Source organism: Chryseobacterium sp. Leaf201, assembly GCF_001421435.1.
In the GTDB taxonomy this organism is placed as follows: Bacteria; Bacteroidota; Bacteroidia; order Flavobacteriales; family Weeksellaceae; genus Chryseobacterium.
In genome coordinates this window covers 289236-303911 of sequence record NZ_LMKA01000001.1, presented here as the reverse complement: position 1 = coordinate 303911, position 14676 = coordinate 289236, and the positions used below count along the sequence as shown (strand labels likewise).

Annotated in this window: 14 protein-coding genes and 1 riboswitch; of the genes, 2 read left to right on the top strand and 12 right to left on the bottom strand. The window is 41.5% G+C overall.

Going from position 1 to position 14676, the window contains the following annotated elements:
• Window positions 1–59 precede the first annotated feature (59 nt).
• Entirely contained in the window at window positions 60–746 is a 687-nt protein-coding gene (locus ASE55_RS01450) for a LytR/AlgR family response regulator transcription factor (RefSeq protein WP_056214517.1), read from the bottom strand.
• Window positions 739–1749: a sensor histidine kinase gene (locus tag ASE55_RS01445; protein ID WP_056214514.1), complete on the bottom strand. Its 1011-nt coding sequence runs from the start codon at window positions 1747–1749 to the stop codon at window positions 739–741. Before ASE55_RS01445 ends, ASE55_RS01450 begins: the two co-directional genes overlap by 8 nt.
• Before the next feature lie 223 nt (window positions 1750–1972).
• Between ASE55_RS01445 and ASE55_RS01440 the strand changes: the two genes are divergently transcribed.
• Window positions 1973–2812 carry a DUF5694 domain-containing protein gene (locus ASE55_RS01440; protein WP_056214511.1) on the top strand — a complete coding sequence of 280 codons (840 nt, stop codon included), beginning with the start codon at window positions 1973–1975 and terminating at the stop codon, window positions 2810–2812.
• 74 nt (window positions 2813–2886) lie between these two features.
• Complete coding sequence (locus tag ASE55_RS01435; protein ID WP_056214509.1) at window positions 2887–5118, top strand: outer membrane beta-barrel protein; 2232 nt, start codon at window positions 2887–2889, stop codon at window positions 5116–5118.
• A gap of 53 nt (window positions 5119–5171) precedes the next feature.
• On the opposite strand, the gene ASE55_RS01430 is transcribed toward ASE55_RS01435, so the two are convergent.
• From ASE55_RS01430 to ASE55_RS01385, 10 genes are all read right to left on the bottom strand, one after another.
• Window positions 5172–7223: a fibronectin type III domain-containing protein gene (locus ASE55_RS01430; RefSeq protein WP_056214506.1), complete on the bottom strand. Its 2052-nt coding sequence runs from the start codon at window positions 7221–7223 to the stop codon at window positions 5172–5174.
• Window positions 7224–7381: 158 nt separating this feature from the next.
• The gene (locus ASE55_RS01425; protein ID WP_056214503.1) at window positions 7382–8092 is read right to left on the bottom strand and encodes a HesA/MoeB/ThiF family protein; all 711 of its coding nucleotides are present in this window, start codon (window positions 8090–8092) and stop codon (window positions 7382–7384) included.
• Between the two features lie 74 nt (window positions 8093–8166).
• Window positions 8167–9285, bottom strand: coding sequence for a 2-iminoacetate synthase ThiH (gene thiH, locus ASE55_RS01420; RefSeq protein ID WP_056214501.1), 1119 nt, complete (start codon window positions 9283–9285; stop codon window positions 8167–8169).
• Window positions 9286–9295: 10 nt separating this feature from the next.
• Window positions 9296–10072, bottom strand: a complete 777-nt coding sequence (locus ASE55_RS01415) for a thiazole synthase (RefSeq protein ID WP_056214496.1) — start codon at window positions 10070–10072, stop codon at window positions 9296–9298.
• The gene (gene thiE / locus ASE55_RS01410; RefSeq protein ID WP_082474312.1) at window positions 10069–10683 is read right to left on the bottom strand and encodes a thiamine phosphate synthase; all 615 of its coding nucleotides are present in this window, start codon (window positions 10681–10683) and stop codon (window positions 10069–10071) included. Before thiE ends, ASE55_RS01415 begins: the two co-directional genes overlap by 4 nt.
• Before the next feature lie 40 nt (window positions 10684–10723).
• Window positions 10724–11317 (bottom strand): thiamine phosphate synthase, encoded by a 594-nt coding sequence (locus ASE55_RS01405; RefSeq protein WP_056214489.1) that lies wholly within the window; start codon window positions 11315–11317, stop codon window positions 10724–10726.
• Window positions 11314–13125: a phosphomethylpyrimidine synthase ThiC gene (gene thiC, locus ASE55_RS01400; protein WP_056214486.1), complete on the bottom strand. Its 1812-nt coding sequence runs from the start codon at window positions 13123–13125 to the stop codon at window positions 11314–11316. Before thiC ends, ASE55_RS01405 begins: the two co-directional genes overlap by 4 nt.
• Window positions 13126–13136: 11 nt before the next feature.
• Window positions 13137–13343 (bottom strand): sulfur carrier protein ThiS, encoded by a 207-nt coding sequence (gene thiS / locus ASE55_RS01395; protein ID WP_056214483.1) that lies wholly within the window; start codon window positions 13341–13343, stop codon window positions 13137–13139.
• 58 nt (window positions 13344–13401) lie between these two features.
• A riboswitch (TPP riboswitch) is annotated at window positions 13402–13498 on the bottom strand.
• Between the two features lie 173 nt (window positions 13499–13671).
• Entirely contained in the window at window positions 13672–14349 is a 678-nt protein-coding gene (locus tag ASE55_RS01390; protein WP_056214481.1) for an RluA family pseudouridine synthase, read from the bottom strand.
• 3 nt (window positions 14350–14352) lie between these two features.
• Window positions 14353–14676 carry a hypothetical protein gene (locus ASE55_RS01385; protein WP_056214477.1) on the bottom strand — a complete coding sequence of 108 codons (324 nt, stop codon included), beginning with the start codon at window positions 14674–14676 and terminating at the stop codon, window positions 14353–14355.

The window sequence follows — 14676 nt, the reverse complement described above, 5'->3', positions numbered from 1 at the left end:
TTGTTAGATTAATTAATAATCATAGAAAAAGCAGTTTCGTTTGAAACTGCTTTTTTATTTTATCTTATTTTGTTTAAAAGATTCATCCGGTAGCTTTCCCCTATCGGGATCTCTTTTCCGGAAGCCAAAATAATCTTCCTGGCAGCTACTTCTTTAATGCGGTTTAAATTGATGATAAAAGATTTATGAATCCGTACAAAAGAACTTTCCGGAAGCTGCTGCTCCATGGATTTTAATGTATCCAGAACAATGTACTCCTGTTCATTTGTCCTGATGTTTACATAATCTTTGATGCTTTCAACATACAGAATATCTTCAAAACCGATCCTGTGCTGGCGACCTGAAGACTTGACGAAGAAATGTGACCCTTCTTTATTTTCATGGATCTGAAAACGTTCCTGCGCTTTTTCTGCGCTTTTATAAAACCGTTCAAAAGAAACAGGCTTCAGAAGATAATCTATAATATTGTGCTCATACCCTTCCAGTGCATATTCTGAGTATGCGGTTGTTAAAATATACTTTTTCCTGTCACCGATAATCTTCATAAAGTTAATCCCGGTGAGTTCAGGCATCTGGATATCCAGGAAGATCAGGTCTGCTTCATGATGCTGCAGGTATTCTACGGCCAGGATAGGGTTTTCCGTAGAAAACACCAGTTCAAACAAAGGGATTTTCTGCACGTAACTTTCCAGAAGCGATATTGCCAGCGGTTCATCATCAACAACGATACATTTAATCTTATCCATTCTTTAAATCAATTTTTAAATCTACTATAAATTCTGTTTCAGATTCATTGATATTCAATTCATGTTTTTTCGGATATAGGATTTCCAGTCTTTTTTTCACGTTGCCAATCCCAATACCCGATCCTGAATCTTTCATTTTTTCCTTTTTAAAATTATGAAGATAAAAATGAAGAATCTTCTGTTCATCCGAAATCTTAAGTACAAATCCTTTGTTTCTGAAATCTCCGTGCTTGAACGCATTTTCTACAAAAGGAACCAGTAGCATAGGTGATACAGGCAATGTTGGATAGCTGATATTTTTTTCAGCAATCAATAATTCAGGATTTTTAATTCTTAGTTTTTCAAGAGCCGTCAGACTGTCGATATAGCCAATCTCCTTCTCTAAAGAAATAAATTCCTGTTCAAGATCTTTGGTACTGAATCTCAGCAGCTTGCTTAATTCTTCTATAGCCGGCAATGCTTTGTCAGATTTCTGATATATCAGAGAATAGATATTATTTAAGGAATTAAAAATAAAATGCGGGTTGATCTGGGTTTTTAAAGCCTGCAGTTCTGCGGTCTTCTTTGCTTTCACCAGTTCGGTTTTTTCAGTTTCAGCATCAATAAAATACCTGAAGAACCAGAAAGTGGTGCTGATGAAAATCGTGGTGCTGCTGTAAAAAATATTATCAAAAAAGTAATAGATAAACTTTGTGCCTTCCGCATAATTCCTGATCCCGAAAAAAGCCGGCAGGAACAATTCTTCCATACAATAACGGATCCCGACAAAACAGCTTGCACTCAGGAAAAACACAATAACCGATTTATAAATCCTGTCACCGTCAAAGAAACCGGGAACCACAATGAAATAGTTGATATAAAAACAAATGATGCTCGTAATAAAAAAAGTGATGTTGAAGATGGTATTCTTTGAATTGAATATGAAATAAGGAATGAGAACCGCCCCGATCACATAAATCGTCCAGAAGAAAATATGCAGATAAAGAAGTTTATTAATTTTCATAGAACAAAAGTAGGTGTTCTCCTATAGGCAAAGCCTGTTTTTTCGATAAACAATTCAATTTCTCCGATGAAAATGATTTCATGCCGCGGCATCTTCCGTTGGCCGAAACGGTGTTTTTTTCTGTCCTGCTAAAAGATAATTTTGTAAAAAAAATCAGCAATACACTATTTCGATGACTCATGCTAATCCCAGAAGTAGAAACCTTAACATTTAATCAATACTTATGAAAACATTATTATACTCACTTTTCTTCTGTCTATCTGCTATAATTTCTGCACAAAAGAAACCATCAGATTATTTTCCGGAACCAAAAGCTAAAGTTCTTGTGGTGGGATCATTCCATTTTGACTACCCTAACCTTGATGCCCATAAAACAGAAAAAGGAGATCAGGTGGATGTACTGTCTCCGAAAACTGCTCAGGAAGTGACAGCACTTGTTGATTACATCAAAAAATTCAGGCCGACAAAAATAGCCATTGAAGCCTGGCCGGGTTGGAATGCCAATCAGAAATTAAAAGAATACAAAGAAGGCAAATACAAAGACCAAAGAGATGAACGTTACCAGCTTGCCATGCGGATTGCAAAAGAACTCAACCTTAATGAATTATACAGCATTGATGCCGGCTCTGTTCTGGATGATCTCGAAAAAAAATTTGGCAAAACTGACTCCTTGTATTTTAAAAACATGAGCAGGGATTATGATTTTGTGAGTGACGATCCCGTATCACAGCAGTATAATGCGTTCTTTAAAAGCTCAGAACCCAAAAATTTCAAATCGATCCTTGACCTTTTTAAATTCATGAACAGCAAAGAATACCACCAATATGAATACGGCGCTTACCTGAGCGGAGATTTTAAGCTGAGGGAGCATGACGGAGCAGATATGCTGGCATTATACTGGTATGACCGGAACCTGAGAATGTTCAGAAACATCCAGAATATTCCGCAGAGCCCGGATGACCGGATCCTTGTTATTGCAGGAAACGGGCATGCTTCTGTTTTAAGGCAGCTGTTTACTTCATCTCCTGATTATGACTACATAGAATTCTCTTCACTGAAATAAAATCAGGCAGGAATCTGAAATTCCCTGTAACAAAAATCCTTTTTCGGCGTCTAACTCAACAGAAGTAAAATATTATGAAAAAAACCATTATTGCTTTATCCTTTTTGGGCTCAATAAGTATTTTTGCCCAGGAAAAAACCAATAACACGGTCAAAGAGAAACAGATTGAGGAAGTTACGATCACAAAAACGAAAAAGGCCGTTGAACAGAAAGCCGACCGTACCATTTTCGATTTTTCCGAGCAGCCGCAGCTTAACAACGGAAATGTCCTTGAAGGCATCAAAAAGCTTCCCGGGCTGGTTTCCACTGATATTGCAGGCATGATGTACCAGGGGAAAGTCCTTGATGTTTACCTGAACGGAAGACCCTTAAATATTACTTCCAATGAGCTGAATTCTTTCCTTGAAGGGATGCCAGCGAATTCCGTAGACAGAATTGAAGTGATTACCCAGCCCGGCGCAGAATTTCCCGCTACTTCCGGAGGCGCCATCATGAATATCATTACGAATAAAAATGCCAATAAATATTTAACGGCAACCTATTCCGGAAACTATTCGTTTACGAATTATGATAAATTCAGAAGCAGGACAACCAACTCGATCAACCTGAACGCCCGGAATAAAATCTTCGGATGGCAGCTGAATGTTGGCCAGAACTACCGCGAAAGCATGTTGAACGGACAACAGGACAGGCTGTTAACCAGCAATACAGACAGGGTCGGACGCGGCTATTTTGCAAAATCCGGACTTACTTTTGATCTTGGACAGGACCGCTTGCTGTTAAACTACGATATTTACCATAATAATAATGACAATTATACTTTGAGCAACGGCGAGGGAATTGAAACGATCAAAACCCCCGGTACAAATCCACAGCAATATCAATACAGGGATTTTATTTTTGATGCTTCTGATGCTGCACAGACCAATAATGTAAGACAGGAAGCCGTGGTAACTTACCAGAAACGCTTTTCGGATAAAGCCCAGAAACTGGATTTCCAGTTTGGATTTACAAAATCCGACAATGAATTTGCCCAGGATAATATTTTCAGGACAGGAAAATATCTTGATAACGATCAGCCTATTTCAATTGTGGGAGGAAATGTCCTTAACAACAAATCTGACATGAAGGTTGCCAATTTCAAAGTTGATTATGCCCAGCCCTTAAAAATAATGGATGGCGGAAAAGTGAGCCTGGGAGGTTTGTATGAAAACCAGAATTTCAAAACGGAAAGTAAAGGCTTAACTAATTTAGAATATGTACGGCAAACCACCTCAACATACCTGGAATTTCAGGCAAAACTGAAAAAGTTTGATTTCATTCTGGGTACCCGTGCAGAAAACTATGATATTTCGGGCGTGACAAGGGTTCCTGACAGCACGCAATCAGTAGTTCAGAAAGATTTGATTCCTTTTAATAAGTTTAAATTATTCCCGAATGCAAGCGTTCAGTATAATGTAATGAACCAGGTATACATTGCTGCGAATTACAATAAAAAGATCAGCCTGCCGAGTATTTCAGCCTTAAACCCGAATAACACGACATTCCAGGGGCCCAATACACAGGTTACCGGGAACCCGAATCTGCAGCCTACCATTTTTGATAATTATGAACTGAAGATTTCAGCATTTGATTACGCATTCATCGGCTATAATGTGAGCTCTGCAAAAAATCAGGTAGCACAGATCATCAGAAAAGAAGGAAAAAACCTGTATAATGAGCAGGTGAATATCTCGAATATGAAAATCCATAATTTTAATCTTGGATTGCCGGTTCCGTTTATGATTTTCAGCAAACCGCTGAGTGAAATCATGAAGTTTGATTTTAACCCGGACAAAATTAATTTCATGTATCTGTATGCAGGTTACCAGAAACATGAAATCGAAAACCTGAACAACAAAGGCTTCTGGATCTTCAATATCATGACCCAGGTGATTTTACCGAAAGAGGTTAAACTGACTGCCAACTACAGTTATTTAACTCCAAAAGCCGGCTATTTCTATTTCACCGCAGAAAAGCCGTTCAATAATTCTTTTGACCTGACCCTGACAAAAAAGTTCATGGATAACCGCCTGACCGTTTCTGTTTTTGCCAATGACATTTTCAACGGACAGGTGATGCAGATACGCTCGAATCCGCCGTCAGGAGAATCTGCGGTGGTCAGCAGTAAATATGACACAAGAAATTTCGGTCTTTCCGTCAATTATAAAATCCCGACAAGGAACAAGCTGGCAAAAGAAGACTCCAGCATCCTGAATCAGACCAAAAAAGAAGATGCCGGCAGTGTAATGCCGCAGGCACAGTAAGATAAGATATATACCTAAAAAACGGCTCCTGATCAGGAGCCGTTTGTGTATTGTTACTTTTTAATTATTTTAACGGATTGTTTGGTTCCGTCTTTCATCTCAAGGATCAACATATAAAGTCCCTGCGCGAGACCATCAAGCTTCAGAACAGGTTCTGCCTGGATATTCTGCCTGATTAATTTTCCGGAAACTTCTGTTACCTGTATCGACTTCACCATTTCAGGCCTGTCCAGATGGATTACATCCGTAAAAGGATTAGGATACACTTTCATGACATCTTTCCCTTTAACTTCAGAAGTTGACAGGCAGTTTGAATTCACGGTTGCCATTACCATCATCCTCGGAGACTCGCATCCTGAATTTACTTTAAGGTTATACATGAAGTAGTAAGAGTCTGAAGACACATTGGAGCCGGTTGTTATGCTGAAATTCGGGATTGAATAAGGAAAAACAGCATTGCTGGTATAGTTCCTGTAATAATTTCCACCGGAAATCCTCATGCGGTAGGTTCCGGGAGTCAGCAGCATATTGATGGGAACAGTCTGGGGAATGGTTCCGTCACTGGCAATTGTTGAGGTGAAACTGATGGTATTTACCACATTGAATGTTGTCGGGCCCTGTAAAATTTCCAGCACCGTGCTCTGCCCTGCCGAAGCCGGGAATACATCCGTAGATACCAGCGTCACCGGCTGATTTGTTACCTCAAACTGAATATAATACGTAGTGATGGCTCCTGTTGTGGCTGAAGCGGTCAGTGAATTTGGAGTTGCCGGACCAACGAACATGGAAGTCCCATTGGTTGCGGAAACATAATATGAAGTGGTATTGGACAATGCCGGTGTATTGAAAGTCGGGCCGCTTCCTACAACATTTCCTCCCGTAGCTGCATCATGCCACGTAAGAACAGTAGCCGGATCTGCAGTTACAGCCGATAAAGCAGCAGAAGATCCCGGACAAACTGAAGCACCCGTAACTGAAGAGATAACAGGCGGCTGACATAATGTGGTAAACTGTAGCGGCAATAAGGACCATACACTTATATTGCCGGCCCCGCAATTTGACCGCACCCAAACATAATAGGTAGTTGCCGGAGCCAGTGTTGATAATGTGGCTGACGTACCTGCAATGTTAGATACTGTAGGCGTAGTTGTAGAAGACGGCGGCACGCTTGAGGTGCTGTAATAAATATCATACCCCGCCGGCCCGGAAGATGAAGCTGACCACGTAATATTGGCGGAGTTTACAGCAGCAGACGAAACGGAAAGTCCCTGCGGAACCCAGCAGCTCGGTGGTGTCCAGGTATAGGTTAATCCCGAAGAAGGCATTCCCGGAGTTGCATTAGCGGTGTTGAAGCTTTGTGTACTGGAGCTTGCCGTTCCTGCTGTAGAATTAAAAAATTCCAGGGTGGTTGCATTGAGTCTGTTGTTAAAATCGATATTGGAAGCTCCTCTCAGCCCGATCTGGGCAGTCCCTGAAATGGTTGTACTTCCTGCGATATAGGTCCCGGGACCGTAAACGGTACTGATTACGTTGGAAGTTTCACTCAGGCGGATCTGAAACGAGAATGCATACGCTGCCGTTGCCGAAGTAGTGCTGTTCGGGCGGAAATTCTTCCACTGGACAACAAATTCACGGTTCGGGGCAGTGCCTACGGTTTCCCAGCTTATATTGCCGGTGGTCCCGCTGATATCATACATGCTGCTGAGGTCCCGCCCGAAAGCTGCCACAGCTCCTTCATAAGCTGCAGTACCGGAAATCGGGGACGTATTTGTGGTGGTGGGAGCAGTGGACCCGAAGGTGATAAAACCATTGGTTGACACATTGACCGTGCTGTACGATACGCCATTGAATACAAAACTGAACGGCAGTGTAACCGGATACACATTACTGTTGAGGTTGGTGGTAGATGTATTTCCGGTTGCGGTATCCAGCACCGTTCCGGTAACAGCATTAAAACTTCCTGAAGACTGTGCAAAACTGTACGTGCTTACCTGTGCATCTGCCACGTTGTGGATTCCCAATAACAGGATAAAAGCAGCAGCAGTATGCCGGATGATTTTTTTTCCGTCCCAATGATGAGAAAGAAATGAGTAAATTTTTTTCATAGACTGATGGATTATTATTTATCTTAAATATACATTTTAAATAAACATAATCAAATAAAAATGGTAATTCTTAAACAATAAGCTCTATTATTTAATTAAAATAAACAAAACCCCTGTTTAATACCACAAAATTCAAAATCATCAGTATACGACACAAACTAGAATTCAACAGTCTGAAATCTCCATTCTAAAGTATCCATTAAAGTCATCTGATTTAACGGTAAAGGCAAATCCGTCATTATCTTCAGTGCCAGACCGGCCATCATGCTTCCTGCAATTCCGGGTAAAGTCCCTAAAACGCCAAGGCGGTCACAATCCGGAAGGTTTTCTTCAAAAGGCGGCTCCGGAAAGATATCTCTCAGATTTTTGCTCCCGTTACAGTTAAAAACCGCAACCTGTCCTGAGAATCCCAAAATACTCCCGTAAACTAAAGGCTTCCCCAGTTTCACACAGGTATCGTTAACCAGGTATCTCGTTGAAAAATTATCAGAGCCATCAACAATAATATCAAACCGGGAAAGGATTTCTTCAGCATTTTCAGCGGTAATTTTCTGTTTGATTCCAATGAAGTTAATCTGATGGTTAAGATCCTTCACAAAACCTTCCGCACTTTTCACCTTTGATGTTCCAACTGAATTTTCGTTATAAATCACCTGCCGGTTTAAATTATGCAGTTCCACCTCATCAAAATCCGCTACACCCAAAGTCCCGGTTCCTGCTGCTGCCAGGTATTGAATGACAGGGCTTCCCAATCCCCCGGCCCCGATAACCAGAACTTTGGATTCCATAATTTTCCGCTGGCCTTCCAACCCGATTTCTTCAATGAAAATCTGCCGGCTGTACCGTTCAAAAATATCTTCTCCTTTCATGTTTTATATTGAAACATTAAGATTTAATTCTTTAAACCTTAAGTAAATTTGCTGAGTTCTTTAATGATTTTAATTTACATCCCGCTATACACAGCATCCCAGTCTTTCATCACCGGATCATAGCCGGCTTTCCGGATGATATCTTTAATTTCTGCCATGCTTCTTTCATCACTGGTTTCAAACTGTTCCAGGGATTCCGGATCAACCGCATATCCGCCGGGATTGGTTTTGGAGGCCGCGCTCATTGCTGTTGCTCCCAGTGAAATGATATGATCTCTGAACTTCTCACTTTCTCTTGTGGAAATGGAAATTTCCAAGTCCTCATTCCAGATCCGGTATGCGCAGATTAATTGTAATAAATCGCTGTCTGACATTATAAAATTAGGTTCAATAATTCCTTCTGCAGGCCGGAGCCTCGGAAACGAAACAGAAAACTTACTTTTCCAATACGTTTTTTGAAGATAATCGATGTGGATTGCATTGAAAAAACTGTCAACCCGCCAGTCTTCCAGGCCCAGCAGAACCCCCAGTCCCATTTTATGAATTCCCGCTTTTCCAATTCTGTCGGGTGTTTCCAGACGGAAATTGAAATTCGATTTTTTTCCTTTCGGGTGGTATTCTTTATATACTTCCTGATGATAGGTTTCCTGATACACCAAAACAGCATTTACACCTGCATCGTGAAGCTGTTGATATTCTTCTTCTGACAAAGGCTGAACTTCAATTGATATATTGGCAAAATGTGGCTTCAACAGACGGACAGCATTCAGAAAGTAATCAATTCCAACGGTTTTATTCGCTTCACCGCTTACCAGCAACACATGATTCACGCCCATCGATTTCAAAACGGTTGCTTCAATCATTAGTTCCGTATCAGAGAGCGTTTTTCTTTTAATGGAATTATCCAGACTGAAACCGCAGTATGTACAGATATTCTGGCATTCATTACTCAAATACAGCGGCGCATACAGTTGGATGGTTTTCCCGAATCGCTTTTGCGTGAGCTGCTGCGTCATTTTTGCCATCACTTCCAGCTTTTGCGAAGCCACAGGGGAAATCAGGTTCAGAAAATCTTCTGTTGTTTTATTCTTTTTCTGAAGACTGTTTTCTACATCAGATAACGTCACTTTTTCCAGTTTCGCCTTTACCTCATCCCATTCATATTTTTCAAAAAAATCTTTAAATGTCTTCATAAAAATAAGTTTAATCAAATAAGAAAGACGTAAGCGGGCTTGATGCTTCTGCATGTTCTGCAATTGCTCCCAGACCGGATTCAAAAGCCCTTCTCCCGGCAATTACCCCTTCTTTAAAAGCCAGTGCCATATTTACAGGATTTCTTGCAACTGCAATCGCCGTGTTCACCAGGACAGCATCAGCTCCCATTTCCATTGCTTTTGCAGCATCGGAAGGTGCCCCGATACCGGCGTCCACTACTACAGGAACTTTACTTTGAGCAATAATGATTTCTAAAAAATCCAGAGTTCTCAACCCTTTGTTTGTCCCGATTGGTGCTCCCAAAGGCATCACTACTGCCGTTCCCACATCTTCCAGTCGTTTACACAAAACAGGATCGGCATGAATATAAGGCATTACGATAAACCCTAATTTTGCCAGTTCTTCTGTTGCGTATAGCGTTTCAATAGGATCAGGCAGCAGATATTTCGGATCCGGATGGATTTCCAGCTTTACCCAGTTGGTTTCCAGGGCTTCCCTTGCCAACTGTGCCGCAAGAACTGCTTCTTTAGCCGTTCTCGCTCCTGAAGTATTGGGTAAAAGGTGGATTTTCGCCGGTCTTAATGCACCCAGCAGATCATCATCTGAAGATTGGGAATCAATGCGTTTTAATGCCATGGTAACCATTTCACTTCCTGAAGCGATGATGGCATTAGTCATTTCCGAAAGGTTACCGAATTTCCCCGTTCCTAAGAACAGTCTTGATTCAAATATTCTGTCTGCGATGGTTAGTGTCTGATTATTCATTGTACTGCTGTTTTAAATTTTTTGATAACGGAAGGCTGCCTGGTGATCTGCCCTGAAACGGCAATACCATAAATCCCGATCTGCTGCAGGAGTTCCACATCCCCTAAAACCACTCCGCCAATGGCAAATATTTTAGGAATCTCCAATGATCCGGAATGTAGGTCCTCCATAATTTTCTGATAGCCTTTAAATCCTAAAACCGGGCTCAGCTGTTCTTTGGTTGAGGTAAATCTCAATGGCCCTAAACCGATATAATCACAGGATTCATTCATTCTCCGGAGGACATCTGAAAATGTATTGGCCGTACCCCCGATTATTTTATTTTCGCCCAATATATGCCTTGCCATTTCTATAGACTCATCCTGTAAACCTAAGTGAACCCCGTCTGCATCTACATCTTTTGCTGCCTGAACATGGTCATTGATAATACAGGCCGCTTCATAAGACGAGCAAAGCTTTTTTGAAGATTCACAGAGGCGGATAAATTCATTTTCAGATGCATTTTTCCAGCGCACTTGTACCCATTTTATGCCGTGATCAAGGGCTTTCTGAATGTTGAGCTCCTGCTCTTCCCTTGTCAAGCCCTGTGATATGTATTGTATTTTTTCCATTATTTATCTTAAATGAACTCTTTATAAGCAGAGTTGATTATTATTTTCCGTTTTGCCGGACCGCATGCATACATGCTCTGAAAACCTGTAAAGGCTCCTGATTTTCCCAGATGGCTCCCAACAAAGCGGCTCCGTCTGCCCCGCTTTTAAAAATATCCTGAATATTATACTGGTCGATTCCTCCCAAGGCAATCAGCCGTACATGCGGATTGCTTCGTTTTTTAATCTCATGTAAAACCGCTGAATGCTCGCCGTATCCTTTTTTGGAGATACTCGGGAATACCGGACTGATAAATGCATATGCCCAACTTTTATCCAATTCATTAAAAGTTTCCATATCATGAACAGATGTTGAAATAACTTTGCCTGCAAAAGAGGCCTGCCGATTATTCTTTCGGTCAGTCTCCCTGAAATGGAGCCTTGAAATCTCAAATTGCTCTGCCAGTTCATAATGGCTGCACAAAACCAATCGGTGACGGAATTCCGGATCTATGTTCCGGATAAAATCTGCCATTTCATCCCGTGACATGAATGATTTCCTGAGATGAAGCAGATCCAGCCCTTCCTGAAATAATCCGTTGATGATTTCAGTTTCGTTATTTATATTTTTTTCAGGCGTGATAATGATGATCATATATAAATTTCTTTCCCTTTTTCGATGAATTCCTGAGATTTATCAAACATTCCTTTTTCCGCAGACTCACGGATTTCCTGAGTGATTTTCATAGAACAGAATTTCGGTCCGCACATCGAACAGAAATGGGCAATTTTTGCTCCGTCTGCCGGAAGCGTCTCATCATGATAAGACCTTGCGGTTTCAGGATCCAGTGAAAGATTAAACTGATCTTCCCATCTGAACTCAAATCTGGCTTTACTTAAAGCATTGTCTCTGTACTGCGCTCCGGGATGACCTTTTGCCAGGTCTGCCGCATGAGCTGCCAGCTTATAGGTAATTACGCCTACTTTTACGTCTTCTTTATTCGGAAGCCCCAAATGTTCTTTCGGGGTTACGTAACACAGCATCGCACAGCCGAACCAGCCGATCATCGCCGCCCCGATTCCCGAAGTAATGTGATCGTAACCCGGTGCAATATCGGTTGTTAAAGGGCCTAATGTATAAAAAGGGGCTTCATCACAGACTTGCAGCTGCTTCTCCATATTTTCTTTAATCATGTGCATCGGGACGTGGCCAGGGCCTTCAACCATTACCTGGATATTGTGTTTCCAGGCTATTTTTGTGAGCTCTCCAAGAGTTTCAAGTTCGGCAAACTGAGCTTCATCATTGGCGTCGGCAATTGATCCCGGACGGAGGCCGTCTCCCAGAGAAAAAGCGACATCATATTTTTTCATGATTTCACAGATTTCCTCGAAGTGCGTGTAGAGAAAGTTTTCTTTATGATGGAAAAGACACCACTTGGCCATGATTGAACCGCCTCTGGAAACAATTCCCGTCACGCGTTTTGCCGTCAGGTGAATATACCGTAACAAAACTCCGGCATGAATGGTGAAATAAGAAACACCCTGTTCTGCCTGTTCAATCAGCGTATCTTTAAAGATTTCCCAGGTGAGGTCTTCTGCAACGCCTTTTACTTTTTCCAGTGCCTGGTAAATCGGGACGGTACCGATGGGAACCGGGCTATTTCTGATGATCCATTCTCTGGTTTCATGGATGTTTTTTCCGGTTGAAAGATCCATAATCGTATCCGCTCCCCAACGGCAGGCCCAGACGGCTTTCTCCACTTCTTCCTCAATGCCTGATGAAACGGCACTGTTTCCGATATTGGCATTGATCTTCACCAAAAAGTTCCGGCCGATAATCATCGGTTCGCTTTCCGGATGATTGATATTGTTAGGAATAATTGCCCTTCCCGCTGCAATTTCATCCCGTACAAATTCAGGCGTGATTTTATTTTTAGGTGTTCTGGCTCCAAAACTGTTTCCCGGATGCTGGGCAGCCATGTCTTTTGAAACAGAATCCAACTGTTCGATCCTTTGATTTTCCCTGATGGCAATATATTCCATTTCAGGCGTGATGATACCCTGTCTGGCATAATACAGCTGGGTGATTTCTTTTCCGGCTTGGGCAACTTTGGGCTTGTGATTGTAGGAGAACCGCAGTTCATCCAGTTTTGGATCAGCGAGACGGGCTTTCCCATAACCGGAAGTGATGCCGTCTAAAACTTCTACATCGTTTCTGTCCAGAATCCATTGTTCCCTGATCCTTGGAAGGCCTTTTTCAATATCAATTTCTGAATTTTCATCGGTGTAAGGTCCGGAAGTATCGTAAACCGTAACGGGAAGATTCTCTTCTAAAGTTCCGTTGGTAAGTCTGGTCGGACTTAAATGTATTTCCCGCATCGCTACCTGAATGGGATGGATCTCCCCTTCAACATAGATTTTTTTTGAGTTCGGAAACGGCGAACGTGTGATGTTATGAGCCATAAAATATTTTTTTATCCGCCTTGGGTAGCGGTGATGATTAAAATTGAATCTTTATTGCTGAGAATGGTTTCCGGCCAGGATGACTTCGAAATGATACGGTTGTTGAGTGCCACGGCAATCCCTTTTTTCTTTTCGGGGATTTCCATAGCGATTAATGCTTCCAGGTTTTCGGGAAGTACATCAAATTTTTTTTGGTTGTGGTTGATTGTGAGCTCCATTCCTAAATTTTTAGATATACTTTAGGAATGCCCGCCATTGTACAGTAGAATGTACAGCAAAAGTCATTTCACTTTTCCCTACGCTGGTATAATCCAGATCAGGTTCAAAGGGTAAAATCTCAGTCTGCTCTTCACAGACACCCCTAAAGTTTGAACGAAGTTAGTTATTTTTTTGAAACAGGCAAAATTTTTGAATCAGATGGAAGGAAGTTGAAGGTTTTGAAGCCTTGAAATAAACATTGTCTAAGGTTAATAAAATAAGCTAAATAAAAAATGGAAGCCGGATATAACTCCTGACTTCCATCTTCTAACTTCTTTACTTATTAAATTATTCTTCGCAAGCCCTCCAGATCGCATCATTCTGCGGAACGGGAGCTGTAATTTCAATATTTTCTTTTGTAACCGGATGAATAAACTCCAGTTTTCTGGCGTGAAGGTTAATTCCGCCATCCGGATTGGAGCGGGGTGCGCCATATTTTAAATCTCCTTTAATGGGAACTCCTGTTTTTGACAGCTGTGCCCGGATCTGGTGATGCCTGCCGGTCTCCAGGTCAATTTCCAGCAAAAGATAATTGTCTAAACTTTTGATCACATTATAGGTAAGAATGGCTTCTTTTGCGCCATCCGTTACTTTTGTGAAAACAATGGCTTTGTTATTTTTTTCGTTTTTCTGTAAATAATGAACCAGCCTCTGGCTTTGCGGGATCATCTCTTTTGCTACAACCGCCCAGTATGTTTTCTTAATCTCGCGGTTTTTTACCATCTGCGTCAGACGCGACAGTGCTTTGGATGTCTTGGCATAAATCACAAGGCCTGACGTAGGCCTGTCAATCCGGTGAACCAGGCCGACAAATACATTTCCCGGTTTGTCATCCCTTTTTTTTATAAAATTCTTAATGGTGTCCAGCAGAGATTCATCGCCTGTTTTATCGCCCTGTACAAGCTGTCCGACTTTTTTATTGATCACCAGAAGGTGATTATCTTCATATATAATCTGTTCCTCCATATACTACTGACGATAACCGGGCCTGTTGGTAAATGATATGATAATCCCCGCCAGAAGACCGAGTGTCTTGATTCCTGAAATTTTCCATTCTAAGGGTAAAAATGCACCGATGATGCATAAGCCTGCCGCGCCGTACATCGCATACATTAAGTTTCTGTTGGTCAGAAAAGGCGCCTGTAAAAAAAAGCTGATACCGATTAATACATAAAATACCCTCCGGGAAAGCAGATTATTAATTTCCGGGGAAAAAAGATTAAACCATCCTGCCGCAAGACAAAGCAGGGCAACAATGGATAAAATCCCCTGGATAGACTGTTGGTTTTTCAT

Excerpts from the sequence above, each read along its gene's own strand:
- thiS (WP_056214483.1), bottom strand. The coding sequence starts at position 13,343 with ATGGAGCTCACAATCAACCACAACCAAAAAAAATTTGATGTACTTCCC.
- thiE (WP_082474312.1), bottom strand. The coding sequence starts at position 10,683 with ATGGAAAAAATACAATACATATCACAGGGCTTGACAAGGGAAGAGCAG.
- ASE55_RS01415 (WP_056214496.1), bottom strand. The coding sequence starts at position 10,072 with ATGAATAATCAGACACTAACCATCGCAGACAGAATATTTGAATCAAGA.
- ASE55_RS01450 (WP_056214517.1), bottom strand. The coding sequence starts at position 746 with ATGGATAAGATTAAATGTATCGTTGTTGATGATGAACCGCTGGCAATA.
- ASE55_RS01385 (WP_056214477.1), bottom strand. The coding sequence starts at position 14,676 with ATGAAAAACCAACAGTCTATCCAGGGGATTTTATCCATTGTTGCCCTG.
- ASE55_RS01440 (WP_056214511.1), top strand. The coding sequence starts at position 1,973 with ATGAAAACATTATTATACTCACTTTTCTTCTGTCTATCTGCTATAATT.
- ASE55_RS01435 (WP_056214509.1), top strand. The coding sequence starts at position 2,887 with ATGAAAAAAACCATTATTGCTTTATCCTTTTTGGGCTCAATAAGTATT.
- thiH (WP_056214501.1), bottom strand. The coding sequence starts at position 9,285 with ATGAAGACATTTAAAGATTTTTTTGAAAAATATGAATGGGATGAGGTA.
- ASE55_RS01425 (WP_056214503.1), bottom strand. The coding sequence starts at position 8,092 with ATGAAAGGAGAAGATATTTTTGAACGGTACAGCCGGCAGATTTTCATT.
- thiC (WP_056214486.1), bottom strand. The coding sequence starts at position 13,125 with ATGGCTCATAACATCACACGTTCGCCGTTTCCGAACTCAAAAAAAATC.
- ASE55_RS01445 (WP_056214514.1), bottom strand. The coding sequence starts at position 1,749 with ATGAAAATTAATAAACTTCTTTATCTGCATATTTTCTTCTGGACGATT.
- ASE55_RS01390 (WP_056214481.1), bottom strand. The coding sequence starts at position 14,349 with ATGGAGGAACAGATTATATATGAAGATAATCACCTTCTGGTGATCAAT.
- ASE55_RS01405 (WP_056214489.1), bottom strand. The coding sequence starts at position 11,317 with ATGATCATCATTATCACGCCTGAAAAAAATATAAATAACGAAACTGAA.
- ASE55_RS01430 (WP_056214506.1), bottom strand. The coding sequence starts at position 7,223 with ATGAAAAAAATTTACTCATTTCTTTCTCATCATTGGGACGGAAAAAAA.